Source organism: Devosia sp. FKR38 (assembly GCF_005222805.1).
Taxonomy (GTDB): Bacteria; Pseudomonadota; Alphaproteobacteria; order Rhizobiales; family Devosiaceae; genus Devosia.
This window is the reverse complement of the sequence record NZ_STGC01000005.1, coordinates 1,864,764-1,890,958: the sequence shown is the minus strand read 5'-3', so window position 1 is coordinate 1,890,958 and position 26,195 is coordinate 1,864,764. Positions and strand designations below refer to the sequence as shown.

Here is a 26,195-nt window from a genome sequence, read left to right as displayed (position 1 = left end):
GCACAGGTCTACCACGCGGTGGCGTCTGGCCCCAGCGTCGCATTGAGGTGACGGCGCGTCGCGGCCTCGAAATCGTCTGGCCATGGGATGTCCAACTGCTGCGCCAGCGCCCGGGCGCGGGGCATGAATTGGCGGGCGATGGCGAGATTGGCGTCGATCAGCGCGGCCTGTTCGAGCGGCGGATAGGGCAGGGCGCGCAGCACCGCCATGTCCGCAGGCGGCAGCACCTTGGATTGATGCAGAATGCCGCCCGGATCGGGATCGGTCACTGACTGCATCATCAGCCCCGCCATATGGTCGCGCATCATGCCGAGGCCCAGGGCCATGGTCACCAGTTCACTGCGGCCAACGACCACCGGCATCAGCCCCAGCATGCGGATGAACTCGTGGATCACATAGCGGACATAGCCCGGGTTGGGCGCCTTGGGCGGCATGGCGTCGGGCAGGGTGGCATAGAGGCTGTCGCGGTCGAGCAGCGGCTTGAGCCGGTCCTTGGCGCGGGAGAGCAGGGTGTGCGCCGGCTGGATGGCGACATCGCAGCGCAACCAGTCCGCGGTGATGGCGTTGATCACCAGGCGCTCGCCATCCATCTGGTTCCAGAAGACGATTGAGGTGATGGATGGCAGCAGCGCCCGCCAGGCGGTGGCGACGTCCGCCTGGTCCTGCGGAGCGGCGGTGATGACGAAATCGACGTCGCTCCAGGCGTCGGCCGTGCCACGCCCCAGGCTGCCGCCGAGAAACAGGCCGCGTACGCGGGTGTCATCAGCCAGCCCTGCGGTAATAGCCTCAATGAATGCCGAGCTCTCCAACTTCGCCTCCCCAAAGGATTTTTCCGGTGAGAGCAGACCATGATCTGGCGATTGGGCCAAGGCCGTCATTGGTCGTGGTCCACCGTGTCGAGGCCATGGAGGGCCGGTGCAGCGAGTTCAGCACCCGGCTGGCCGGACATGGTTAACGCGGCTTGAACCGGTAACCATTCGGAGTCGCATTTTGCGATCTTGTTAACGTCCACGGGACAATTGTTAGGGGCCGGTTAACGTTTTGAGGGGTAAATCTTTACCAACACCGCCACTATGAGGCCATTCATGACTATCAACCTCACCATCCCGGACATCCAGGAGCTCAAGCCCCGCATCACCGTTTTCGGGTGCGGTGGTGCTGGCGGCAACGCCGTCAACAACATGATCGAGTCTGGTCTTGATGGCGTGGACTTCGTGGTTGCCAATACCGATGCGCAGGCCCTGGCCCTCAGCAAGGCGCAGCGCATCATCCAGCTGGGCGTCGGCGTCACCGAAGGCCTGGGCGCCGGATCGCACCCGGAAGTCGGTCGTGCGGCGGCCGAAGAAAGCTGGGACGAAATCAACGATCACCTGAGCGGTTCGCACATGGTGTTCATCACGGCCGGCATGGGTGGTGGTACCGGCACCGGCGCAGCGCCCGTTGTGGCGCGTGCCGCACGCGAGCAGGGCATCCTGACCGTGGGTGTTGTCACCAAGCCGTTCAATTTTGAAGGCAATCGCCGGGCGCGTCTGGCCGAAGACGGCATCGACGAGCTGCATCGCCATGTCGATACGCTGATCGTCATTCCGAACCAGAACCTGTTCCGTGTGGCCAATGAGAAGACCACCTTTGCTGACGCGTTTGCGATGGCCGACCAGGTGCTGTTCTCGGGCGTCGCCTGCATCACCGATCTCATGGTCAAGGAAGGCCTGATCAACCTCGACTTCGCCGACGTGCGCGCCGTGATGCGTGGCATGGGCAAGGCCATGATGGGCACCGGCGAAGCCTCGGGCGAAGATCGGGCCCGCCACGCTGCCGAAGCCGCCATTGCCAATCCGCTGCTGGACGATGTGTCCATGCATGGCGCCCGTGGCCTGCTGATCTCGATCACCGGCGGCCCGGACCTGACCCTTTATGAAGTCGACGAAGCGGCCAGCCGCATTCGCGAAGAAGTCGACCCGGATTGCAATATCATCCTGGGCGCAACCTATGATCCGAGCCTGACCGGCACGATCCGCGTCTCTGTGGTGGCCACGGGCACCGATGCGACCATGGTGCAGGCGCTCGAGCCCGCCAAGCCGCATGCCTCGCGCACGCCGCTCGAAGTGCGTCGCCATGTGCCGGTCGAGCCGACCCGCGTTGCTGCAGAGCGCGCCCCGGTTGCCACGCCCGCCGTGGTCAGCCAGCAGATCGAACACCAGGTCGAAGCCGCTGTGGCCGAAGCCTTCTCGTTCAACGCCGCCCAGGCGCCGGCGCCGCAGATGTCCCATGAGGACGACGGCGTGTTCGTCGAGCCCTATATTCCGGCTGCGCCCATGCCCAGCCATGACGAAGACGAGCCGCGCATGGCAGAAGAACAGCCCGTGCCCAGCGTCTATGTGCCGTCCCACGCTGCCCGGCCGGAAGGCCAGCGCCGCATGCCGCGCACCGAGGAGCTGCCGGTTGTTGCGCGCCGGACACAGGAGCTGCAGGATCGTGTCGATCCCGAGCCCCGCAATGCCCGCGCCCTGTTCAAGCGTCTGGCCTCCAATGTCGGGCTGAACCTGGGGCAGTCCCCGGCACCGGCCAAGGACGAAACCGCCTATTCCTCGGCTGACGATGCCGCTGCCCGCAGCGCGATTGAAGCTGGTCCGGCAAGGGCTTCCCGTGTTCCCAGCCCCACGCTGGGTGCGCAGGGCAATCTGGATGCCCAGGGTCGTGCCCCGGCTGCGCCGCCGCAGAAGGAGAGCCTGGAGATCCCGGCCTTCCTGCGCAAGCACGGCTGATCGCTGTTTACAGTTTTGCTAAAGATTGCTCGGTGCGGCTTCCGCACCGAGCTTTTTTTGGCTACTAGAGTCGCTGGCCGGACGGTTTTGAAGTCGGAGTATCTTGAGTATGCAAAAACTTTCTACGCGGCAGCGTACCCTGGCCTCCGCGGTTGAATTTTCCGGCTATGGCGTGCACAGCGCTCAGCCTGCCAATCTCAAGATTTCCCCCTCGGCCCCCGACAGCGGCTTCATGATCTGCCGCACGCTGGGCGACGGCAAGACCACCACGCCGGTCAAAGTGCATTTTTCCCGTGTGAGCCGCACCACGCTGTGCACCACGGTGGACCTGGGCGACAGCATCAGCGTCGCCACCATCGAGCATGTCACCTCGGCCCTGAGCGGCATGGGCGTGGACAATGCCCTGATCACCATCGATGGCAGCGAATGCCCGATCCTGGATGGTAGCGCGCGTCCGTTCTGCGAGGCTATCCTGGCCGTGGGACTGGAAATTCAGCCGGCGCAGCGCAAGTTCCTCAAGATCATGCGCGCCGTGACCGTGCGCAACAATGACGCATTTGCCGCGCTTGAGCCCTATAATGGCCGCTCGCTCGACCTCGAAATCGACTTCGACAGCAAGGTCATTGGCCGCCAGCGCATGATCTTTGACTGGACACCGCGCCGCTATTTCGACGATGTGTCGCGCGCCCGTACCTTCGGCTTTGCCCGCGACGCCAAGATCCTGCGCCAGGCCGGCTATGCGCTGGGCTCGAGCTTGGACAATTCCATCACCGTGCATGAGAACCGCATCCTCAATCCGGGCGGCTTGCGCTATGAGGACGAGTTCGTCCGCCACAAGCTGCTCGATGCCATTGGCGATCTCTCGCTCGGCGGGCTGCCGATCTGGGGCCGCTTCCGCTCGTACAAGGGCGGGCATGCGCTCAATGCCCATGTGCTGTCCGGACTCTTCTCCAGCGACGCCAATTATGAAATAGTCAATGCGGAAGATCTGCCGCTCGAATATCAGGCGTTCGACGAACAGCCCCAGGGGCTGGCGGTGAATTCGTATCTGCGCTCGGTCCGCTGAGCCTTCGGCCGCCAACAGGCGCCACAGTTTTGATCCAATTCGTGAATAGGCCGCTATGACCAGCGGCGTGACCTATGAAAGACGGGGCAGTTCGTGACAGTTGATAGTTTCGGTGGCGTAACCGGCCGCGCAGCCCGCTTTGTGACCATTGCCATGGTGGCCGTCGTGCTCGCCGGTTGTTCCCTGTTCGGGCCCGCCAAGATCAAGGAAGAGCCGATCATCCCGGCGCAGACGCTGTATCAGAAGGCGCTGGACGATATCGATCGCCAGTATTTCCAGTCGGCCGTGAAGTCGCTGGAAAAGCTCGACCGCCAGCATCCCGACAGCGAGCTGCTGCCGCAGTCCAAGGTCATGCAGGTGTTTGCCAACTACCGCTCCAACAAGCTCAACGACGCTGTGCTGGCCGCGGATCGCTATCTGGCGCTCTATCCCAATGGCAAGGACGTGCCCTATATCCTCTACCTCAAGGGCAATTCCTATTTCGCGCAGATCAAGGACATCACGCGCGACCAGCAGCTGTCCAAGGACGCGATCGACACCTATACGCTGCTGATCTCGAACTATCCCAAGTCCGAATATGCCAAGGATGCGCGCGAGAAGCTGCTCGTGGCCTATGACCAGCTCGCCGGCAAGGAAATGTCGGTTGGCCGCTATTACCTGGGCAATGGCCAGTATGCCGCCGCCATCAACCGCTTCCGCGAAGTGGTGGAGACCTGGCAGACCTCGACCCATATCGAGGAAGCCCTGTACCGCCTGACCGAAGCCTATCTGTCGCTGGGTCTGACCAGCGAGGCCATGTCGGCCGCCGAAGTGCTGGGCCACAACTACCCCTCCAGCACCTGGTACAAGCAGGCCTTTGACCTGCTCGGCAAGCAGGGTCTGGCGCCAACGGCCAATAGCGGCAGCTGGCTGGCCGGCATCCGCAAGTAAGCTTTCCGACGCGCTGACCTCCAGCGCGTCATCTGATTGGCGGCGTCCGTTGATCCCCAGGGGATGGCGGGCGCCGTTTTGTTTTTGGGTCCTGGCGCAGCGAGATTGCACGCGGCAGCCGGCGTGCACTATGGCCGCTGCCGGCAAGAATGTGTTGCCATTTTGTTCTGGTTGGGTATGATCCGCCCCAAATCCTTTTGTGTGTGCAAAGGGGATTGCGCCGTTCGCCGAACCGGCGCCGGGATGCTAGATAGACGTGAGCACCGGCCGCCGGTCGGTTCACACAAGTTCGGGAATGGTCGCGCATGCTGAACGCGCTCTCGGTTCGCAATATCGTCCTGATCGATCAGCTCGACCTGGCGCTGGATGGGGGCATGACCGTGCTCACCGGCGAGACGGGTGCGGGCAAATCCATTCTGCTCGATGCGCTGACGCTGGCGCTGGGCGGGCGCGGCGATGCTTCGCTGGTGCGCAGCGGGCAGGAGAGCGGCCAGGTGGTGGCGGTCTTGCAGCTGGCCGCCGACCATCCGGCGCGCGCGGCGCTGCGCGACAATGCCATCCCCGATGACGAAGACATTATCCTGCGCCGGGTGCAGTTCGCCGACGGGCGCACCCGCGCCTTCATCAATGATCAGCCGGTGTCGGCGGCGCTGCTGCAGCGCGTGGGCAGCCAGATCATTGAAATCCATGGCCAGCATGACGACCGGGCGCTGGTGGACGTGGCCACCCATCGTGCGGCGCTCGATGCCTTTGGCGAGCTGGAGACCGCAGCCGAGGCGGTGCGCGTCGCGCATGGCACGCTGAGCGATGCCCTCGCCGCCGTGGCGGCGCAGAAGGCCCTGGTGGCCGAGGCGCTGGCAGCCGAGGACTATGCGCGGCACACGGTGGATGAATTGTCCAAGCTTGGCCCGGTGGCCGGCGAAGAAGAGCAATTGGCCGAGCGCCGGCAGCATCTGCAGCAGGTCGAGCGCTCGGTGTCGGATGTGCGCGAGATCGACGACATGCTCAATGGCCCGGCGGCGCCGGCGCCAGCGCTGGCCAGCCTGATGCGGCGGCTGATGCGCAAGATCGATGGCGGCGCCACGCTGTTCCAGCCCATTGTCGATACGCTGGATGCCTCGCTGGCAAGTCTCGATCGCACCAGCGATGCGCTGGAAGACCTCAAGCGCGCCATGGCCTATGACCCCTCCGAGCTCGAGGATGTCGAGGAGCGGTTGTTTGCGCTGCGCGCCGCGGCCCGCAAGCACCACACCACCTGTGATGGTCTGGTGGAAGTTTTGGCGCGCTACAGCGCTGATCTTGAGACGCTGCAGAGCGGGGAGACCCGGCTGGTGGCGCTGGAGGCGGCGCAGGCCAAGGCCATGGAGGCCTATCGCAAGGCGGCCGACAAGCTGAGCGCCGGGCGCGCCAAGGCGGCCACGGCGCTGGGCAAGGCAGTTGGTGCCGAATTGCCTGATCTGAAACTGGGATCGGCCAAGTTCATCGTTGACCATCAGGTCGACAGTGCGCGTGTGGCGGCCTCGGGCTATGACCAGATTGCCTTTCACGTGCAGACCAATCCGGGCACGGCGGCCGGGCCGCTGCTCAAGGTGGCTTCGGGCGGCGAGCTGAGCCGCTTCCTGTTGGCGCTCAAGGTGGTGCTGGCCGATCGTGGCTCGGCGCCCGTGCTGATCTTTGACGAAATCGACACTGGCGTGGGCGGGGCGGTGGCCGATGCCATTGGCCGGCGCCTGGCGCGGCTGGCCGGCAAGGTGCAGGTGCTCGCAGTCACCCATGCGCCGCAGGTGGCGGCGCGGGCGCAGCGCCATCTGCTGATCGAAAAGCAGATGGTTCGGGAAGGCGCCTTCATGCGCACCCATGTCAAACCGCTGGACACAGCGGCGCGGCAGGAAGAGGTGGCGCGCATGCTGGCCGGCGCCACGGTGACCGACGAAGCGCGCGCCGCTGCCAGCAAGTTGCTGAGCGAGGTGGGGTGAGCCTCCAGCGTGTTTCTCCCTGAAGGGGAGGGGCAGATCTCAGGGCGTGACCTTGCGGTGCCAAGAGGTGAGCGCGGATGCTACCCTTGGGCTGTACCCAGGCGAGCGTCTTGATACCAATTTCAAACGAAATGCGATCCGAGTAGCGCCATGACCGACCTGACCCACAAGCCCGTCGACGAGCTGACCGAGGCCGAGGCCGATGCCGAGCTGGCGCGACTGGCCAGCGCCATTGCTGCCGCCGATATCGCCTATCACCAGAATGACGCGCCCGAGATCACCGACGCCGAATATGACGGGCTGCGCCGGCGCAACGACGCCATCGAAGCGGCGTTTCCGCATCTGGTGCGCGAGGATAGTCCGTCGATGTCGGTGGGCGCGCCGCCGGCCGAGGGCTTTGCCAAGGTGCGGCATGGCGAGCCGATGCTCAGCCTCGCCAAAGCCTATACCGATGACGACGTGCTCGATTTCATCGAGCGCGGCCGGCGGTTTTTCGAGCGGGACAAGGATCTCGAAATAGCCTTCACCGCCGAGCCCAAGATTGACGGGCTGTCGGCCTCGCTGCGCTATGAGAAGGGCGTGTTCGTGCAGGGCGCCACGCGCGGCGACGGCACGGTGGGCGAGGATATCACCGCCAATCTGCGGACGATCGCGGATATTCCGGAGCGCCTCGCCGGCTCGGGCTGGCCGGATGTCATCGAAATCCGCGGCGAAGTCTATATGAGCTATGCCGAGTTCCAGGCGCTCAAGGCGCGCTCGGCGGCGGCGGGCGGGCAGGACTATGTCAATCCGCGCAATACGGCGGCCGGCTCGCTGCGGCAGAAGGATCCGGCGGTGACGGCCAGCCGCAAGCTCAATTTCTTTGCCTATGCCTGGGGCTATACCACGGCTGATCCGGCGCCGACGCAGTTCGAGTCGGTGCAGAAATTTGCCGAATGGGGCTTTCGCGTCAGCCCGCTGATGGTTCGGGCGCAATCGGCCGAGGAGCTGATCGCGCAGTACCGGCTGATCGAGCAGCAGCGTTCCTCGCTGGGCTATGACATCGACGGCGTGGTCTACAAGGTCGATCAGCTCGAACTGCAGCGTCGCTGGGGCTTTGTCACCGGCGAGCCGCGCTGGGCCGTGGCGCACAAGTTCCCGGCCGAGCAGGCGACCACGGTGGTGCGCTCCATCGATATCCAGGTGGGCCGCACCGGCACGCTGGCGCCCGTCGCGCGGCTGGAACCGGTGACGGTGGGCGGCGTGGTGGTTGAAAACGTCACGCTGCACAATGAGGACTATATCCGCGGCATCGACAGCAAGGGCGAGCCGATCCGCGAAGGGATCGATATCCGCATCGGCGATACGGTGGTGATCCAGCGGGCGGGCGATGTCATCCCGCAGATCGTGCGCGTGGTGCTCGACAAGCGGCCCGCCGAGGCCCAGCCATACCAGTTCCCGCATGTCTGCCCGGTGTGCGGCTCGGCGGCGACGCGGGAGATCAATGAGAAGACTGGCAAGGAGGATTCGCGCCGCCGCTGCACGGGCGAGTTGATCTGTCCGGCCCAGGCTATCGAACGGCTGCGGCATTTCGTGTCGCGCGGCGCCATGGATATCGAGGGGCTGGGGGCGGAGAATATCGATCTGTTCTTCCAGGCCGGTCTTGTGCGGACGGCGGCCGACATCTTCACCCTGAAGGATCGTCGCCCCGAGGTGCAGCAGGCGCTGGCCGAGCGGCGCGAGGCGCAGGCGCGGCAGCGCGAGGCGGCCTCGGGCAAGGTGCGCAAGGCGGTGCGCGCGGTGGAGGAGCGCAACTACGAGGGGCTCGACAAGCTGTTTGCCGCCATCGATGCGCGGCGCAATCCGGAGCTGGATCGCTTCATCTTTGCGCTGGGCATCCGCCATATCGGGGAGACCACGGCGGCGGTGCTGGCGCGCACCTTTGGCAGCATGGAAGAGCTGATCCGCGTGGGCAAGCTGACGGCAGCGGCTGCGGATCCGGCCAGCGTCTTCCCCTCGGTGGATGGGATTGGCGGCACGGTGGTGGGCGCGCTGGTCGATTTCTTCGGCAATGAACGCAATGACGATGTGGTCGAGGCGCTGCTGGCCCAGGTGACGCCGCAGCCCTATGTGGTCAATGTCTCGGCCGACAGCCTGGTGGCGGGCAAGACGGTGGTGTTCACCGGCTCGCTCGAAAAAATGACACGTTCAGAAGCCAAGGCTATGGCCGAAAGGCTGGGCGCCAAGGTGGCTGGCTCGGTTTCGGCCAAGACCGATATTCTGGTGGCCGGGCCGGGCGCAGGCTCCAAGCTCAAGGCGGCGTCCGATCTGGGCGTTGAAGTGCTGACCGAGGACCAATGGTTCGCGCGCATCGGCAAATAGACTAGGCTGGCCCAGATGGCCCGCCATGGGGCCAATATCCCCGGAGGAGACGGCGATGCGGATTTTGGGCCTGGTCACTGCGGCGCTGTGCGTTGCGCCATTCGCCGCACAGGCGAGCGAGGTGGGCGACATGGTCGCCTGGCATCTCTCTGCCGGTACGGCGGTGGCCGGGCAGGCCGAGTTGCAGACCGCGCGCGACGCCGGGGAGCCTGAGGCCTGTTTTGCCTGGTCGATGCTGGGGCTGGCCAGCGCCTTTGAGGGCCTGGCGCTCGATCTCTACCGCTATGGCGCCACGACACCGGGCACGCCGACGGCGGCGCTGCTGCTGGGCCTGGGCAGCATGGACACCGGCATGCCGCCGGCCCCGATCAATCCCGATCCCGAACCGATGGGCTATGACGACCTGCGGCTGATGCTGAGCGACTTCCGCGCTGATCTCGAAGCGGCTCAGGCCGGCTTTGAATGCGGCGGCGCTGCGGGCACCGACTATGTGGTGCCGCTTGACGTGCTCAAGGCGCGCATCGACTTCAATGGCGACGGACAGGTGGAGGAGGGCGAGAGCCTGGGCCTGGTGCTGGCGCCGCTGATGGGCGATTTCGGCGCCGATGCCGTGGCGACGGAAAAGTCGATCAGCAAGGGTATGGGCCGCGACACCAGCATTGGCTTTGACGCGGCTGATTCCATCTGGCTGGCCGGCTATACCCAGGTGCTGGCAGTGCAGCTCGACCTGCTGCTGGCGCATGGCTTTTCCGACTTCTATGCCGCCTATCTGCATCGGGTGTTTCCCGCAGCGAGCCTGCCCATGCAGGACTATATCCGCGGCGGTTCGCTGATGCTGGATCCGGACAGCGACTCCGGCATTGCCGACCTGATCGCGGCGGTGCACACGCTCAACTTCCCGGTGGTCGACAGACCGCTGCTGCAGGCCATTCCGGCCAAGCTGCATCACATCACAGCGCTGTCGCGGCAGAACTGGGAGTTGATCCTGGCCGAGACCGATGACAATCGCGAACTGCTGCCCAGTCCGCGCCAGACGTCCCTGATCCCCGACATGGCCATTTCCGAGGAGTCGGTAACGGCGTGGCGCGAGACACTCGATGTGCTCGACCAGATCATCGATGGCAGACTGCTGATCCCGCATTGGCGCTTCCAGAAGGGTTTTGACCTGGCCGCCTATTTTGCCGAGGCCGAGCGCACGGATCTGGTGCTGCTGCTGACCGGCCAGGCGGCGGTGCCCTATCTGCGCGACGGTCCGGTGGCCGATGCGCAGAGTTTTGCGGCCGCCAATCGCGTGTTTGGCGAGCGGCTGATCGATTATAGCTTCTGGTTCAACTGACTAGCCGCTGTAGGTCGCTTGCCGTCCTATGTGCCGTTCTGCCATGCTGCCCTTCATAACGCCCATCCTGGAGACTATCGATGCGCCTTGCCGCCCTTGTCACTGGCCTGTTCCTGGCCTTTTCCGCCGCCGTCGCGGCCCAGTCCTATGAGACGCCCGAGGCGCTGATCGAGGCGATCTACGCGCCCTATATCAGTGGCAATTTCCCCGAGGATGAAACGCTGCTGCGCTCCAAGGCGCTGCAGGCGCTGTATGATCACGACGCGGAAATCACCCCCGAGGGTGAGATCGGCGCGATTGATTTCGACCCCTATGTCGACGGGCAGGACTATCAGCTGACCGAGCTGGCCATGGCTGCGCCGGCAATTGCGGGCGATTTCGCCACGGTCGATGTGACCTTCAAGAACATGGGCGAGCCGCGCGCGCTGACCTATGATCTGGTGTTCGAGGATGGCGGCTGGAAAGTGGACGATGTCGCCTCGACGCTGGGGGACTTCCCCTGGCGCCTGAGCGAGCTGTTCGCCATGGCTGCCGGCGGCCAATAGGCGACCCGATTGCCGAACTGTAATGGATCTGCCGCAGTTCGGCCATCAGCCGACCATGCTTGCGCCGCGCCCTCTGGCTAGCCCTTGAGCCGCAATCAGGAGGACGTGGATGCGCGCAGTTCAAATTCTGGCGGTGGCGGGCATGATGCTCGCCGCCGTCCCGCTGGCCCAGGCCGAAGAGTTCAGTGACCCCAAGGCGCTGGTGACGGCCATCTACGCCGAGTACCAGCCCGGCGTCATGGCCAGCGACCCGTCGGTCTATTATTCGAACCGGCTCAAGGCGATTTTCGAGCAGGCCAGCCAAAACCGCGTGCTCAGCGATGACGACGCCAAGCCCGGCGCGGCCCCGCCGGCGCAGAGCTTCAACCCGTTCCTGCCCGATGTGTCGGCGCTGCTGTTTGACATGAGCATCGGCGAGCCGGTGGTGATCGGGGAGCGGGCGCTGATCAATGTCAGCTACCACAATTTCGATCATCCGCGCCTGCTCAGCATTGCCGCGGTGCACGAGGATGGCGGCTGGAAGGTCGATGATGTCGCCTCGCTGGGCGACGAGGATCACTGGCTGCTGAGCTGGGCGCTGATCTACGATCCCTTGCGCAACTGAGGCGTGCGTGGAGCCTCACTGTTCTGATGAGAACTGGACCCACAGTCGTCTCCCTCCCCCTTGAGGGGAGGGTTGGGGTGGGGGTGGTTCAGAGGGCCACCGACGGACCCCCTCCCTCGGTCCCTCCCCTCAAGGGGGAGGGAGGCAAAGGAGCCGCAAGTCCACTGAAGAGGGAAACGCTCTACAGTTCGGCGCAGGCCTGCTTGAGCCAGTCGCGGACCTTACCCTTCACCGCCGGGCCGATCTCGTCCCAGATGCGGGCGTGATAGGCGTCCAGCCAGGCGCGTTCGGCGGCGGTGAGCATCGACTTGCGGATCAGCCGCTTGTCGATGGGCACCAGGGTGAGGGTTTCGAAATCGAGATAGCCGGGAAAGCCGGCGCTGGCGCGCACGGTGATCAGGTTCTCGATGCGGATGCCAAAGCCGCCGGTCTTGTAGTAGCCGGGCTCGTTGGAGAGCACATTGCCGATTTCCAGCGGCAGGGGATAGCGCGACGAGAGGCCGATGGGGCCTTCGTGCACGCCCAGATAGGCGCCAACGCCATGGCCGGTGCCATGGTTATAGGTCACGCCATCCTGCCAGAGGAACTGGCGCGCCAGCACGTCGAGCTGTGCGCCGCTGGTGCCGCCGGGGAAGCGCGCCATGGAAATGGCGATCATGCCCTTGAGCACGCGGGTATAGCGGTCGCGTTCCTCATCGCTCGGCTTGCCGGTGGAAAGGGTGCGGGTGATGTCGGTGGTGCCCGAGAGATATTGCGCGCCGCTGTCGACCAGCATGATCTCGCCTGCAGCCAGGGTCCGATCGGTCTTTTCGGTGACGCGATAATGCACGATGGCGCCATTGGGGCCGGCGCCGGAGATGGTATCGAAGCTGGCGTCGACGCAGCTCTCCTCCTCGCGGCGGAAGGCTTCGAGCGCGGTGACGATGCCGATCTCGGTGAGTTCGCCCTTGGGGGCGGTCTCGTCGAACCAGGCGAGGAATTTGGCCAGGGCAATAGCGTCGAGGCGATGCGCCTCGCGCATGCCGGCCAGTTCAGCATCGTTCTTGCGCGACTTGGGCAGCAGCACCGGATCGCGCTTTTCGATGAGCTTGGCGCCGGCATCGCCCAGCGTGGTCAGCACGGCCTGGGGCGCAGTGGCGGGATCGACCAGCACGGCCTGGCCGGCGGCGCCCAGGGCGGCAAGGGCGGCGGCGAACTGGGTGCTCTCGGCGATGTCGGCGACGCCCTCGAGACCGGAGCGCAGTTCGGGCGTGATCTTGGCGGCGTCGAGATAGAGCGTTGGCTTGCCCGTGGCGGGCACGATGGCAAAGCCGAGCACGAAGGGCGTATTGGGCACGTCGCGGCCGCGGATATTGAGCAGCCAGCAGATCGACTCGGGCAGCGTCAGCACGCCGGCATCGGCGCCGTCCTGGCCGAGGAGGGCCTGGATATCGACGATCTTGTCGGTCGCGGCGCGGCCGGCGCGGTTGTGGCCCAGGATCTCGATGGTGCTGACGGGCGCGCCGGGGCGGTCGCTCCAGACGGCATCGACCAGATTGGCATGGGGCACGACGCTGGCGTGGCCATCGAGCTTGGCGATGAGGTCGCGCACTTCGCCGGGCGTGTGCAGCCACGGATCATAGGCCAGGGTGCCGCCTTTGGGCACATAGCGGGTGAGGTCGGGCGAATAGCCGCCCTGCTGCCATTCGTGCACCGTGACCAGCGCGGTGTCGGTCTCGGCCGGGGCCTGGAGCGTATAGCGGCTATCGACGAACAGGCCCGCGTCCTGCTGGCCGATCACGGCGACGCCGGCCGAACCGGTAAAGCCGGTGGCCCAGGCCAGGCGCGCCTCGCCCGGCGGCACCGATTCGCCACGATGGGCGTCGGCCCGGGGAATGAGAAATGCGTCGACGCCGGCTACAGCCATGGCGCCGCGCAGGGCGGCAAGGCGGGGCGCGACCTGGCTGGAATCCGCCTTGGACTCAAAGCTCTGGAACACGGCTGGCGGAAAGGTCTTGGAGGTCATGGAGAGAAATTCCTTGGTCCGGAGTGCGCTCCGGTCATGGCTGGCGTGAGTGCAGGGGCCTGCCCAAACGATGGCGTCGTCCTAATCTAGTAGCAGAGAAATGGAGAGCAAGCATGACCAGCACCAAGTCGGCTTTCAGGCGCGTCATGGACGCCATTATCACGGGTCGGGAGCAGCAGGCGCGGCGCTATATCGCCCGTTATGCGCGCGAACACGAGCCGATGAACCGCCCATTAACGAAGCGGTAAGGGGCCTTGCGAGTCATGCAGGGCTGGTGTTCGATTTTGGGACTAACCGAAGGTTACGCGAAAGCCTAAATAGGCTCATGACGAAGGCAACAGACCTTTGTCGGAAGTGCATGGAGATGAAGATGACTGAGAGCAAGAACGATTTTCGCAAGGCGCTGGGTTCGGTGATCGATGCCCGTGGCCGCGAGTCGAGCCGCCAGGTCAGCTACCGCATGCAGCACCAGCTGATCGGCGCGTTCACCAAGCGCCCGTAAGGCCGCTGCAGTTTACTGCTGACGATCTGAGTGATCCCCGAAGCCTGCTTCGGGGATTTTGCTTTTCCGGGATGTGATGTGTGGCGCTGACGAGTGTGTCAGCGCTTTTCCAGCATCAGCGTGGTCCAGTCCTTGCGCTGCAGCTTCTGGGTCAGCACCATGCCCTGGCGGCCATAGGCATTGATGACGCCGCGCGCCTGGTGCTGCAGAATGCCGGACAAAATGACGGTGGCGCCCTTGGCCGCAGCGAGGCCGACGGCGGGAGCCAGGGCCATCAGCGGACCCGCCAGGATATTGGCGACGATCAGATCATAGGGGGCATTCTGCGCGATGATGGCGTGGTTGAGCCCGGTGGCCTGGAAGGCGATGATCTGCTGACCGACGCCGTTCTGGGCGGCATTGTCGATGGTGGTGGTCACCGAAATGGGGTCGATGTCGCTGGCCAGCACCTTGCGCCGCGTGCGCTTGGCAAGGGCAATGGCGAGCACGCCCGTGCCGGTGCCGACATCGAGCATGTTGCGCGGCTTGCGGCGCTTGAGCACGCGGTCGATGGCTTCCAGGCACCCCGTGGTGGTCTGGTGGTGGCCGGTGCCAAAGGCCTGGGCGGCGTCGATCTTCATCGGCGTCAGGCCGCCGGGGATGGGGCCGGTCTCGTGGCTGCCATAGACATAAAAGCCGCCAGCAATCACCGGCGCGAGACCTTCGAGCGAGCGGGCCACCCAGTTGATCTCGGGGTCGATCGGGGCCACCGAAAAGCTCACCTCGCCGCCGAGCGTCTCGCGCGCCAGGGCCTCAAAGGCGGCCACATCCGGCGGGCTGTCGCAGGTGGCTTCAAAGAACCACTCGCCAGTGTCCTCATTTTCATGCGCCGAAGCGGTCAGGGCCAGATCGTCGCGCTCCATCACCGCATCGACCAGGGCATAGGCCTGATCCTTGGAGAGCGGAGCGGTGAGCTGATCGACAGACATGCTGGTTTCCTTGGGCTTTTGGTCTTGTTGCGCCATCGGCCCCCGATCGTCAATCCGACATGTCCGTATTGTGCTTTTGCTGTGCTAGTTTTGCTCCATTGCCGCAGAAACGCATTCCCAGTCCGGTCGATGCCGTCAGAACGGATCGCCGCGACATCCAGAATTTGAGGAGCAACGCGAATGAGCAATCCAACGGTTGGTTCTGGCGTCAATCCAGCTGAACTGCTGGACCGGCAGTATCGTGACAGCAAGAAGCTCGAGGCCCGCGCCAATCTGCACCGTCGCTATGGTCGCAGCGACGAGCCCGACTGGTTCGTGTGGATCGCCCAGCAGGCGAACCTGCCAGAAGGCGCCAAGGTGCTCGACATCGGCTGCGGTCCGGGCTGGCTGTGGGAGGCTGGGAAGGCTGGCTTTCCGTCTGAGCTTGATCTGACCTTAGCCGATTTTTCTGCCGGCATGGTGGAGGCGGCGGTCGAGGCGGCCAATGCCGCAGGACATTATGCGCGGGTTGAGGGCGTTGTGGCCGATGTCAGCCTATTGCCGTTTGCCGACGCTAGCTTTGACGCGGTGCTCGCCTGCCACATGCTCTATCACGTGCCCGACGCGAGTTTGGCACTCAAGGAGTTGCGGCGTGTTTTGCGTCCGGGTGGGATCGTGGCGGTGACGACCAATGCAGAGGGCAATATGGCGCCGCTTTATGCGTTGGGTGCGGCGGCCTTTGGCGGCGCGCCAAGCGATCCGGCCGCCGATATCTTTGGCCTCAACCGGGCCAAGGCGCTGATGGAGGCCCTGTTCGACGAGGTGGTCATGACGTCGGTGGCGGGCGACCTCAATGTCACCAGCGCCGAGGATCTGGTGTTGGCGCTGACCTCGTTCCCGCCAGGGCAGGATGCCGACGATGCCGCCGTGGCCCATCTCTATGAGCTGACCAAGGCGGCCATGGTTGCCGGTGGCGGCGCCATCCACATCCCCAAGGTGTCGGGCATGGTGCGGGGCCTGGCCCCGCGCTAACGGCGCAGACGCCTAGAGCTTGACCGCGGTGCCCGAGACCGAGACCATCAGCATGGAGCCGCCCTGGCCGACGACTTCATAGTCGATGTCGATGCCAATCACCGCGTCGGCGCCGCGGCGGCGGGCTTCGTCTTCGAGCTCGGCAAAGGCCTGCAGCCGAGCATCGCGCAGGGTGGATTCATAGGCACCGGCGCGCCCGCCGACGATGTCGCGGATATTGGCGAACATGTCCTTGAAGATATTGGCGCCGACGATGACTTCGCCGGTGACAATGCCGAGATAGTCGCGGATTGGGCGACCTTCGATGGTGGGTGTGGTGGTGATGATCATGGGGCGTGCTCCGCTGTAACAACCAAGAGATAGCGACGCGGGCGGCTAACTGTAAGGGGCGCCGCGCGAGAGTTGCGCAATGGCGCTTGACTTAGAGTGCGCTCGAAGTTGTAGCCAAAGCAAATCGAGAGATCAGGGCATCCGATGAAGATCAGCGACCTTGCCGCACGCACCGGGCTGACGGCCCATACCATCCGCTATTACGAGCGCATTGGCCTGATGCCCGCCGCCCAGCGCGACCGGTCTGGCCATCGCGCCTATGACGAGCGGACACTGGTGTGGGTGGAGTTCCTGGGGCACCTCAAGACCACCGGCATGCCCATCCGCGACATGCTGGACTATGCACGGCTGCGGGCGGCCGGCGCGGGAACCGAGGGGCAGCGCAAGGCCATGCTGGCCCGGCATCGCGACGCGGTGGCGCTGCGGGTGGTTGCCCTCACGGAATGCCTTGATGTGCTCGATGCCAAGATCGCCGGCTATGGCGACTGACGCTTGATGAGGACGACGATGATAAGCAGCAACGAGAGATATACGCGCGGAGAGAAAGCCCTGGCCGAGATTGACGGGCAGGCCGGGCAGGCGGTGATCGATTCACTGGCCGATATCGCACCGGATCTGGCGCGCTATGTGATCGAATTTGCCTTTGGCGATGTCTATTCGCGGCCGGGGCTCGACCTGCGGGCGCGCGAGATCGCCACGATTGCCGCGCTCACCGCAATGGGCACGGCGCGGCCGCAGCTCAAGGTACACATCAATGCCGGGATCAATGTGGGGCTCAGCCAGCAGGAGGTGGTCGAGACCATCATGCAGATGGCGGTCTATGCCGGGTTTCCCTCTGCGCTCAATGGCATAGCAGCGGCGCGTGAGGTTTTTGCTGAACGCGCGCTGGCGGCATAGGCGGCAAGCAGCGGAACCATCTCGTGCAGGGCCGGTTGGACTGGCGCTGCACGAGGGGGGCCGTCACCCCTTGGTGACGAAGCTGTCGAGCACCTTCTTGCGGCCGGCTTTTTCGAAGTCGATGGTCAGCTTGTTGCCTTCGATGGCGGCGATGGCGCCGTAGCCGAATTTGAGGTGGAAGACGCGCTCGCCAAAGGCGAAGGCGGATTTGTCATTGCCGATATCGACCGAGCGGGCGACCAGATCGCCGTCGATGGTGAGCGGGCCGCCGCCCTTGCGATTGGCCTGATTGGCGCGGGCGCGCTGCCAGCCGGGCGTCTCATAGACGCTCTCAAAGGGGTCGGCCTTGTTGAAGCGGCTGCTGGCGCCGCCGCCGCCGCCATAGCCATAGCCGCCATAGGAGGAGCCAGTGTCGGTGACTTCCACCGCGTCGGCCGGCAGTTCATCGAGGAAGCGGCTGGGCAGGGCCGATTGCCAGAGGCCGTGGATGCGGCGGTTCTGGGCGGCGGAAATGCGGACGCGCTTGCGGCCGCGGGTGATGCCGACATAGGCGAGGCGCCGCTCTTCCTCGAGCCCGGCGCGACCGCTTTCGTCCATGGAGCGCTGGCTGGGGAAGGTGCCTTCCTCCCAGCCGGGCAAAAAGACGGTATCGAATTCGAGCCCCTTGGCGCCATGCAGCGTCATGATGGTGACGGCATCGGCAGCGTCGGCACTGTCGCGATCCATCACCAGGGCGATGTGTTCGAGGAAGCCGCCGAGGGTGTCGAACTCCTCCATGGCGCGGCTGAGTTCCTTGAGGTTTTCCTTGCGGCCCTCGGATTCCACCGATTTGTCGGCGCTCAGCATATCGGTGTAGCCGCTCTCTTCGAGAATGCGCTCGACGAGCTCAAAGGGCTTCATGGTCTGGGCGTGGAAGGACCAGTCCTCGAACTGGGACACAAGGCTGCGCAGGGTGGTGCGCTGCTTGGGCTTGAGCTCTTCGGTTTCCACCAGCATGCGGATGGCCGAGAGCAGGGGGACGTTGGCGGCGCGGGCGGCGCTGTGCAGCAGCTGGACGGTGGAGTCACCGAGCCCGCGCTTGGGCACATTGATGATGCGGTCGAGGGCCAGATCGTCGGAGGGCTGGGCGACGAGGCGCAGATAGGCCAGGGCGTCGCGGATTTCCTTGCGCTCATAGAAGCGCGGGCCGCCGATGACGCGATAGTTCAGCCCCAGGGTGATGAAGCGCTCTTCGAACTCGCGCATCTGGAAGCTGGCGCGCACCAGAATGGCCATGGAATTGAGGGCGTCGCCGTCGCGCTGATACTGCTCGATCTGCTCGCCAATGCTGCGGGCTTCCTCCTCGGAATCCCAGACCTGGGTCACCGCGACCGGCTCGCCCCGCTCGGCGACATCGGTCTGTAGCGTCTTGCCCAGGCGGCTTTCGTTGAAGGCAATGATATTGGAGGCTGCGCGCAGGATATTGCCGGTCGAGCGGTAGTTGCGCTCGAGCTTGATGACCTTGGCGCCGGGAAAGTCCTTCTCGAAGCGCAGGATATTGTCGACCTCGGCGCCGCGCCAGCCATAGATGGACTGGTCGTCGTCGCCGACCACGCAGATATTGGCTTCGGGCGCCGGCTTGCCCTGGGCGAGCAGGCGCAGCCAGAGATATTGGGCGGTGTTGCTGTCCTGATACTCGTCCACCAGCATGTATTTGAACTTGCGGTGGTACTCGGCCAGCACATCCGGGTTCTCCTTGAACAGGCGGATGCATTCAAGCAGCAGATCGCCGAAATCGGCGGCATTGAGCGTCTTGAGGCGGGCCTGATAGGCGGCATAGAGCTGGGCGCCGCGGCCATTGGCATAGCTGCCGCTGTCGGCGGGCGAGACATCCTTGGGGAGCAGGCCCTTGTTCTTCCAGCCATCCATCATGGCGGCGAAGAGCTTGGCCGGCCAGCGCTTCTCGTCGATATTGTCGGCCTCGAGCAATTGCTTGATCAGCCGGATCTGGTCGTCGGTATCGAGGATGGTGAAGGTGCTGGTGAGGCCCACGAGCCCGGCATGCTGGCGCAGGATGCGCGCGCCGATGGAGTGGAACGTGCCCATCCACGGCATGGCCTCAAGGCGCGGCACGAGCTTTTCGATGCGCTCCTTCATTTCCCGCGCGGCTTTGTTGGTGAAGGTCACCGAGAGGATCTGGCTGGGCCAGGCGCGGTTGGTATTGATGATATGGGCGATGCGGGTCGTCAGCACGCGCGTCTTGCCGGTGCCGGCGCCCGCCAGAACCAGCAGCGGCCCGTCAATGCTCTCCACGGCGTCGCGCTGTTCTTCGTTGAGGCCCTGCAGGTAGTCGGGGACCTGGTTGCGCTTGAACTGGCTGGTGATGCCGCCGGCGGTCGGACGTTCGAGAGGGGAGACTGGACCGGGCATTGAGGGCCTTTCCATCACTGCGCACCAAGGCGGGCGCTGCAGCGCGGCAATTGACGAATCTTGATTTGTTCTCCTGCGAATATAGGCACTGCGTGGTGTCCTGTATAGAACGCGGCACTGTCACCGATCTGTCACCGATGTGTCATGCGCCTGTAGCCGGTGCTGCCTAAGTCCCCCTGATACTCTAGGGGGATAAAGCCATGTCCACGACCAAACTTCTCGTCGCACTCACCGCCTCGCTGCTGGCCACCACGGCCGGCGTTGGCGCGGCCGAAATGTTCAACCGCGTCGCCAGCTTCCCGGTGGCGCTGAACAATGCCGAAGCCAAGGCGACTTCGTCGGAAATCATCACCGCGACCGATGACGGCATGACGCTGATCTATTCGGACAGCCCGGCCGGCGGCATCGGCTTTGTCGATATCACCGACGCCAAGGCGCCCAAGGCTGCCGGCTTCATGGACATGGGCGGCGAGCCGACTTCTGTCACCGTCATCGGCGCCAAGGCCTATGTGGCGGTCAATACCTCCGAGAGCTATGTGGCGCCCTCGGGCAAGCTGGTGGTGGTCGATATCGCCAGCAAGGCCGTGGATGGCGAGTTCGATCTGGGCGGCCAGCCTGACTCCATCGCCCACAACAAGGACAACACGATCCTGGCCATCGCCATCGAGAACGAGCGCGATGAAGACGTCAACGATGGCGCGCTGCCGCAGCTGCCGTCGGGCTATGTCGTGATTGTCACGCTGGCCGATGGCGCGGTGACGGAAGCCGGGATCAAGAAGGTGGAGGTCACCGGCCTCTCCGAGATCGCTCCGGAAGATGCCGAGCCCGAGTTTGTCGCCTTCAACGATGCCGACGAAGTGGCCGTGACCCTGCAGGAAAACAACTGGGTCGCCATCATTGATGCCAAGACCGGCACCGTGACCGGCGGCTTCTCGGCTGGCGAAACCGGCGTTGCCGGCGTCGACACCAAGAACGACGGCCGCATTGATTTCTCGGCTGACAAGAAGCCGGTTCCGCGCGAACCCGACGCGGTCAAGTGGCTGGACAATGATCGCCTGATCACCGCCAATGAAGGCGACTGGAACGGCGGCTCGCGCGGCTTCACCGTGTTCAACCGCGATGGTTCGGTGGCCTTTGACTCCGGCAATGCGCTCGATGTGCAGGCTGCCCAGCTGGGTCACTACCCCGACAAGCGCAGCAAGAAGGGCGTCGAGGCCGAGGGCCTGGACGTCGCCAAGTTCGGTGACAGCCAGTATATCTTCATCGCCGAGGAACGCTCCTCGCTGATCGCTGTCTACAAGGACACTGGCGCTGAGCCCGAGTTCGTGCAGGCCCTGCCGTCGGGCATTTCGCCCGAAGGCCTGATCGCCATCCCCGCGCGCAAGCTGCTGGCCACGGCCAATGAGCTGGACCTGCGCGAAGACGGCGGCGTTGGCAGCCATGTCATGCTCTATGAGCTGGCCGAAGGCGAAGCGGCCTTCCCCTCGATCATCTCCGACCTTGACGCCGACGGCCATCCCATTGGCTGGGCTGCGCTTTCGGGCGTTGTCGCCGACGCCGAAAAGCCCGGCATCCTCTATGCCGTCAGCGACAGCTTCCTGTCGGGCGCCCCGGCGATCTACACGATCGACGCCAATGCCAAGCCGGCCCATATCACGGCCAAGACCATCGTGACCCGCGATGGTGACGCGGCGCAGAAGCTCGACCTCGAAGGCATCACCCTGGATGGTGAGGGCGGCTTCTGGCTGGCCAATGAGGGCGACTCTGCCAAGCTGGTGCCGCATGCGCTGATCCATGTGGATGCCGAAGGCGCGATCACAGGTGAAGCCGGCGTGCCGGTGGAAGTGCTGGCCGGCCAGACCCGCTTTGGCGCCGAGGGCGTTGCTGCGGTTGGTACCGGTGACGAGCAGGTGCTCTGGGTTGCCATGCAGCGCGAGTGGAAGGACGACGACAAGGGCTTCGTCAAGCTGCTGGCCTATACGCCGGCGACCAAGACCTGGGGCGCCGTGCGCTATCCGCTCGAAGCCGCGCCGGAAGGCGGCTGGGTTGGCCTGAGCGAAATCACCGTGCATGGCGACTACGCCTATATCGTCGAGCGTGACAACCAGATCGGCGACAAGGCAGGTCTCAAGGCCATCTACCGCGTCAAGCTGAGCGAGATGGTTCCGGCTGCACTCGACGGCGAACTGCCGGTCGTGACCAAGGAACTGGTGCGCGACCTGGTGCCCGATCTCAAGGCTGGCAATGGCTATGTGCTCGACAAGGTCGAGAGCTTTGCCATCGACGCTGCCGGCAATGGCTATGTCATCACCGACAATGACGGTGTCGATGACAGCTCGGGCGAAACCATGCTGTGGTCGATCGGCGCGCTCTGATCGCCAGCAATCACCCTTTGTTGACGGCCGGCCCCGCGGGGCCGGCCGTTGGCTTTTGCCGCGGGCGGCGCGCGGGGTGTGACCGCTCCGGCAATCGTGCGAATCCTTGCGTGTATTCAAGCCCATGGCGGGCTTGCGCGGCGGGCGCTCTTGCCTACACTCTGCCCGGGGGAAACGGGATGAGCCAGGCGTGCTGAACCGCATCTACATTGTCGTTGGTGTGCTGGCGATCATCGTGCTCGGCGGCGCCTTCATTGCGCCCCATCTGATCCAGTGGGGCGACTATCGCACCCGCATGGAGGCGCTGGCCACGCAGGTGCTGGGTTCGCCCGTGACCATTCGCGGCAATATCGAATTCACCCTGCTGCCGCAGCCGCGGCTGAGCTTCACCAATGTGCTGGTTGGATCGCCCGAGGAACCGGCGGCGACGGTCGACAGCGTCGAAGCCGAATTTTCGCTGATGGATTTCCTGGGTGACAATTATGACCTCACCAAGCTGGTCCTGCGCGGGCCAGTGGTGGATTTCACCGTCGACGAAAGCGGGCTGTTTGGCAGCGGCGTGCAACTGGCTGCAGCCGAAGGCGGTGTGGCGCTGCGCGAGGCCAGCATCGTGGGCGGCACGCTGCGGCTGTTGGACAAGCGGGTGGGCGAGAGCTTTGTGGTCAGTGCGCTGGAGGGCAATCTGCGCCTGTCGAGCCTGGCCGGCCCGTTCCAGTTCCAGGGCACGGGCAGCTATGGCGGCGAGGGCTATAGCGCGCGCATCAATGCGGCGCTGGCCGATGCCAGCGGCGCGTCGCGGATTTCTGCCTTTGTGCAGCCGGTGAGCGCGGCGTTTTCGCTGAGCACCGAGGGCGTGCTGACGGCGGGGATTGCGCCGAAGTTTGACGGCACGCTGACCTATAAGCAGGTGCCGCCAGTGGCCGAGACCGCCGACGACATCCGCGGCGATCTCGTGCTGGAGAGCAAGGTCACGGCCTCCACGGACCGCATTGTGCTCTCGGGCTATACGCTGCAGCCGGACCAGAACCGGGCCGGCACGCGGCTGACCGGGGCGGCGAGCATTCGCCTGGGAGCCGGACGGAGTTTTGATGCGGTGGTGTCGGGCGGCGTGTTCGCCCTGCCGCCGCGCGACGCCAAGGAAGACCAGAGCCAGCAGCCCTATGAGGCAGTGCGGCTGCTGTCGGAACTGCCGCCGCCGCTGTTGCCGCCGCTGCCCGGGCGGGTGGGGATCGACCTGGCCGAAGTCGGGCTGCGCGGTTTTGCCCTGCGCGATGTGCGGGTCGACGCCAGTACAGACGGCAAGAGCTGGGCCATCGAAACCTTCATTGCCCGGCTGCCGGGCGATACTGAACTGACCGCCAGCGGCAAGCTGGTGGCCGATGGTGCGCATCCGGCCTTTGACGGGCGCTTTCATCTGGGCAGCCAGCGCCTCGACGCGCTGGTGGCGCTGTGGCGCAAGCCGACGCCGGATACGCCGCTGTTCAACCAGGCCGGTTCGCTCGACGGCAGCGTGATGCTCAAGGGCGACGCGCTGCGCATCGGCGACGCGGCCCTGACGCTGGCCGGGGCCAAGCATGCGGTGGATCTGCGCCTGGGGTTCGGCGAGGAAAAGCGGCTCGATGTGGTCGGGCATTTCGCTGACCTGGGCGCCGAAGGCAGCGACGTCCTGGCGGCGATGCTGCCGAGCATGACGGCCGATACCGGCTTTGGCATCAGCTTTCCCGCGGGCAGCTTTGCGCTCAGCAGCACGGCGGCGCGGCTGTTCGGGCAGGATGGCACGGACCTGGTGGCCAATGGCCAGTGGAGCGGGGACGCGGTGGATTTCGCGCGGCTGTCGGCGGGCAATTGGGGCGGGCTGGGTTTTGACGCGGCGGTCAAGATCGGCGGCGACATGGCGGCGCCGGCGCTGTCCGGATCAGGCCGGCTGAGCATTGCGCGCGGCGACGCGCCGGCGCTGACCGCGATCTATGATCTTGTCGGCATGCCGCAAGGCTGGCGCGACTACCTCGCGCGCTCGGCGCCGGCGGAAATGCTGGTCGACCTAGAGCCGCGCGTCGATGGCGGGGCGCAGGTGGTGACCCTGGGGGGCACGGCCGGGGCCGGGCAGCTCAATCTGCGGGCCGAGATGGGCGATGGCCTGAGTGCCTTGACCACCGGACAATTGCGCCTGACGGGGAGCCTGGAGGGCGCGGACACGGCGGCGCTGCTCGACCAGCTCGGGCTGGGCGATGCGGCGCTGATGAGCGGCGAGGGGCTGTTGGCCAGTGTCTCGCTCAGCGGTTCGCCGAGCAATAGTCTGGATAGCCGCATCAATCTCAGCTCGGGCGCAGAAAGCCTCGGCTTCTCGGGCAATCTGGTGAGCGTCAGCGACGGCGAAATCCAGGGCACGGGCGACCTCACCCTCGATCTGGCCGATGCCGGCGGGCTGGCCCAGATCGTTGGCGCCAGCGGCGTCAGCCTGCCGCTGGCCAAGGGCACGGCGCAGTTGCATTTCGAGGGCAATCGCCTGGCCCGGCTGGAAGGGATCGCCGGGACGTCGGGCGATACGGCATTTTCGGGCGCGCTGGAGCTGACGCGGTCGCGCGACGCTACGGCGGTGAGTGGCGATCTGGAAGTGGACCGGGTGTCGGTCGAAGCGCTGGCGGCGTCGGTGTTTGGTCGTGCCGCGCTGGTGAGTGGCGGGGAGATCTGGCCCGAGGGGCCACTCAATGCCAGCGCCGACGCACGCCCGACGCGGGGCACGGTCAGTGTCACGGCGCGCACGCTGACGGCGGGCGGCCAGACCCGGCTGGGCAAGACCAGTTTCGACTTCACCTGGGACGAGACCAAGGTACGCCTGGCCCGCTTCGAAGCGGCGAGCGATGGCGGCGGAACGCTGTCGCTGGACCTGTCCGCCTGCTGCGCCGGCCCGATTGCCGAGCAGACGGTCAGCGGCCGGTTGACGGTCAAGGGCCTGCCGCTGTCGGTGCTGGCGCCAACCGCGATTTCGGACCAGATCGCCGGTCAGCTCGATGGCAGCGCACAGTTCGAAGGCTCCGGCGTAAGTCTGGGCGAGGTCATGACCGTTCTGGCCGGGGAGGGCAGCTTTTCGATTGCCGGTTTCAGCGCCAACCAGCTGGCGCCGGGGGTGTTCCCCTCGGTGGCCAGCATCGAGGATGTGCTCAATACCGATGCCGATACGCTCAAGACCTTGATCGGCGTGGCGCTGGGGCAGGGGGCGTTCACAGCGCCAACGGCGGCCGGGGCCTTCACCATTGCCGGGGGCGTGGCGCGGGTGAACAATCTGGTCATCGACGGGCCGGGGGCGCGGCTGTCGGGCGATGTCAGCGTCAATCTGCCGAGCCTGGGTCTGTCGGGTGGCTTTGCCCTGACGCCGCTGGGCTATGCCGATGCCAAAGGACTGGTCAGCCCCGATATCTCCCGCATTTCCACCAGTCTGGGCGGAACAGTGCTGGCGCCCGAGGTGACGCTTGATCTCGACGAGATCGTCGCCGGGCTGCAGGTGCGCGCCAATGAGGTGGAGCTCGATCGGCTCGAGGCGCTGCGGGCCGAAGATGCCGCGCGGCAGAAGGCGGCCGCCGAAGCGCGCAACAGACTGATCGAGGAGCAGCGACGCAAGGCGGCCGAGGAAGCCGCGCGCCTCGCCGCAGAGCAGGCTGCCCGCGACGCCGAGGCCGCAGCCCAGGCCGAGGCGCAGCGGAAGGCCGAACAGGCTGCTCAGCAACAGCAGCTTCAGCAGCAACAGACCCAGCCGCAGACCACCACGCCGCCGGCCGAGACGGCGCCCAGCGTGCCGAGCGAACAGACGCTGGACCTGTCGCTGCCACCGCCGGTCAACCAGCCGTTGAATTTTCAGGTGAACGAGCCGCTGTTTCAACCCATCAACTGATGGGCGGGGTGCCGCCGGCAGCCAGCTGGCGCTGATACCAGGCGAGGACGGCCAGGCGCGCGGCAGAGGAGAGATTGGCCGTCTGGCGCTCGGCGTCGATGGCGCAGATCAGAGCGGTCATGGTCTGGCCCGACTGCGCCGCCATCTGTTCCAGGGCGGCCCAGAATTCGGGCTCCAGCGCGATCGAGGTGCGGTGGCCGGCGATGGACAGGGATCGCTTGTCCAT

The 26,195-nt window shown here is 65.3% G+C and carries 21 protein-coding genes; 15 read left to right on the top strand and 6 right to left on the bottom strand.

The features are described from left to right. Positions 1 to 8: 8 nt before the first annotated feature. Entirely contained in the window at positions 9 to 809 is an 801-nt protein-coding gene (locus E8M79_RS14120) for a nucleotidyltransferase domain-containing protein (protein WP_137152511.1), read from the bottom strand. A gap of 276 nt (positions 810 to 1,085) precedes the next feature. Here E8M79_RS14120 and ftsZ point away from each other — a divergent pair, with 276 nt between their 5' ends. From ftsZ to E8M79_RS14080, 8 genes are all read left to right on the top strand, one after another. Beyond that, positions 1,086 to 2,765 carry a cell division protein FtsZ gene (gene ftsZ / locus E8M79_RS14115; protein ID WP_137152510.1) on the top strand — a complete coding sequence of 560 codons (1,680 nt, stop codon included), beginning with the start codon at positions 1,086 to 1,088 and terminating at the stop codon, positions 2,763 to 2,765. Positions 2,766 to 2,874: 109 nt separating this feature from the next. Then, positions 2,875 to 3,831: a UDP-3-O-acyl-N-acetylglucosamine deacetylase gene (gene lpxC / locus E8M79_RS14110; RefSeq protein ID WP_137152509.1), complete on the top strand. Its 957-nt coding sequence runs from the start codon at positions 2,875 to 2,877 to the stop codon at positions 3,829 to 3,831. 93 nt (positions 3,832 to 3,924) lie between these two features. After that, a complete protein-coding gene (locus E8M79_RS14105) occupies positions 3,925 to 4,761 on the top strand; it encodes an outer membrane protein assembly factor BamD (protein ID WP_137152508.1) in 837 nt (278 codons plus the stop codon). A 305-nt stretch (positions 4,762 to 5,066) separates the two neighbouring features. Beyond that, complete coding sequence (gene recN, locus E8M79_RS14100; protein WP_137152507.1) at positions 5,067 to 6,737, top strand: DNA repair protein RecN; 1,671 nt, start codon at positions 5,067 to 5,069, stop codon at positions 6,735 to 6,737. 159 nt (positions 6,738 to 6,896) lie between these two features. Further along, entirely contained in the window at positions 6,897 to 9,098 is a 2,202-nt protein-coding gene (gene ligA, locus E8M79_RS14095; RefSeq protein ID WP_137153381.1) for an NAD-dependent DNA ligase LigA, read from the top strand. Between the two features lie 55 nt (positions 9,099 to 9,153). Beyond that, positions 9,154 to 10,434: a hypothetical protein gene (locus E8M79_RS14090; protein ID WP_137152506.1), complete on the top strand. Its 1,281-nt coding sequence runs from the start codon at positions 9,154 to 9,156 to the stop codon at positions 10,432 to 10,434. 80 nt (positions 10,435 to 10,514) lie between these two features. Next, positions 10,515 to 10,979: a DUF3828 domain-containing protein gene (locus tag E8M79_RS14085; RefSeq protein WP_137152505.1), complete on the top strand. Its 465-nt coding sequence runs from the start codon at positions 10,515 to 10,517 to the stop codon at positions 10,977 to 10,979. Positions 10,980 to 11,088: 109 nt separating this feature from the next. Further along, positions 11,089 to 11,583 (top strand): hypothetical protein, encoded by a 495-nt coding sequence (locus tag E8M79_RS14080; protein ID WP_137152504.1) that lies wholly within the window; start codon positions 11,089 to 11,091, stop codon positions 11,581 to 11,583. Between the two features lie 181 nt (positions 11,584 to 11,764). On the opposite strand, the gene E8M79_RS14075 is transcribed toward E8M79_RS14080, so the two are convergent. Next, positions 11,765 to 13,588, bottom strand: coding sequence for an aminopeptidase P family protein (locus tag E8M79_RS14075; RefSeq protein ID WP_137152503.1), 1,824 nt, complete (start codon positions 13,586 to 13,588; stop codon positions 11,765 to 11,767). 113 nt (positions 13,589 to 13,701) lie between these two features. Between E8M79_RS14075 and E8M79_RS18690 the strand changes: the two genes are divergently transcribed. Together E8M79_RS18690 and E8M79_RS18685 are read left to right on the top strand one after the other, a co-directional pair. Next, the gene (locus tag E8M79_RS18690) at positions 13,702 to 13,836 is read left to right on the top strand and encodes a hypothetical protein (protein ID WP_282568109.1); all 135 of its coding nucleotides are present in this window, start codon (positions 13,702 to 13,704) and stop codon (positions 13,834 to 13,836) included. Positions 13,837 to 13,958: 122 nt separating this feature from the next. Next, positions 13,959 to 14,090: a hypothetical protein gene (locus E8M79_RS18685; protein ID WP_263574796.1), complete on the top strand. Its 132-nt coding sequence runs from the start codon at positions 13,959 to 13,961 to the stop codon at positions 14,088 to 14,090. Between the two features lie 98 nt (positions 14,091 to 14,188). Here E8M79_RS18685 and E8M79_RS14070 read toward each other — a convergent pair whose 3' ends face one another. Continuing rightward, positions 14,189 to 15,058, bottom strand: a complete 870-nt coding sequence (locus tag E8M79_RS14070; protein WP_171015862.1) for a 50S ribosomal protein L11 methyltransferase — start codon at positions 15,056 to 15,058, stop codon at positions 14,189 to 14,191. A 180-nt stretch (positions 15,059 to 15,238) separates the two neighbouring features. Between E8M79_RS14070 and E8M79_RS14065 the strand changes: the two genes are divergently transcribed. Further along, positions 15,239 to 16,069, top strand: a complete 831-nt coding sequence (locus E8M79_RS14065) for a class I SAM-dependent methyltransferase (RefSeq protein WP_137152501.1) — start codon at positions 15,239 to 15,241, stop codon at positions 16,067 to 16,069. Between the two features lie 12 nt (positions 16,070 to 16,081). Here E8M79_RS14065 and E8M79_RS14060 read toward each other — a convergent pair whose 3' ends face one another. Further along, on the bottom strand, positions 16,082 to 16,399 hold the full coding sequence (locus E8M79_RS14060; RefSeq protein ID WP_137152500.1) for a heavy metal-binding domain-containing protein: 318 nt from the start codon (positions 16,397 to 16,399) through the stop codon (positions 16,082 to 16,084). 144 nt (positions 16,400 to 16,543) lie between these two features. Here E8M79_RS14060 and E8M79_RS14055 point away from each other — a divergent pair, with 144 nt between their 5' ends. Continuing rightward, positions 16,544 to 16,888: a MerR family transcriptional regulator gene (locus E8M79_RS14055; protein ID WP_137152499.1), complete on the top strand. Its 345-nt coding sequence runs from the start codon at positions 16,544 to 16,546 to the stop codon at positions 16,886 to 16,888. Positions 16,889 to 16,906: 18 nt separating this feature from the next. Further along, positions 16,907 to 17,296: a carboxymuconolactone decarboxylase family protein gene (locus E8M79_RS14050; protein ID WP_137152498.1), complete on the top strand. Its 390-nt coding sequence runs from the start codon at positions 16,907 to 16,909 to the stop codon at positions 17,294 to 17,296. A gap of 63 nt (positions 17,297 to 17,359) precedes the next feature. On the opposite strand, the gene E8M79_RS14045 is transcribed toward E8M79_RS14050, so the two are convergent. Continuing rightward, a complete protein-coding gene (locus tag E8M79_RS14045) occupies positions 17,360 to 19,705 on the bottom strand; it encodes a UvrD-helicase domain-containing protein (RefSeq protein WP_248305000.1) in 2,346 nt (781 codons plus the stop codon). 200 nt (positions 19,706 to 19,905) lie between these two features. Between E8M79_RS14045 and E8M79_RS14040 the strand changes: the two genes are divergently transcribed. Together E8M79_RS14040 and E8M79_RS14035 are read left to right on the top strand one after the other, a co-directional pair. Continuing rightward, positions 19,906 to 22,080 (top strand): esterase-like activity of phytase family protein, encoded by a 2,175-nt coding sequence (locus E8M79_RS14040; protein ID WP_137152496.1) that lies wholly within the window; start codon positions 19,906 to 19,908, stop codon positions 22,078 to 22,080. Between the two features lie 190 nt (positions 22,081 to 22,270). Continuing rightward, on the top strand, positions 22,271 to 25,969 hold the full coding sequence (locus E8M79_RS14035) for an AsmA-like C-terminal region-containing protein (RefSeq protein WP_171015861.1): 3,699 nt from the start codon (positions 22,271 to 22,273) through the stop codon (positions 25,967 to 25,969). On the opposite strand, the gene E8M79_RS14030 is transcribed toward E8M79_RS14035, so the two are convergent. Beyond that, entirely contained in the window at positions 25,962 to 26,195 is a 234-nt protein-coding gene (locus E8M79_RS14030) for a ribbon-helix-helix domain-containing protein (RefSeq protein ID WP_137152494.1), read from the bottom strand. The genes E8M79_RS14035 and E8M79_RS14030 overlap by 8 nt on opposite strands.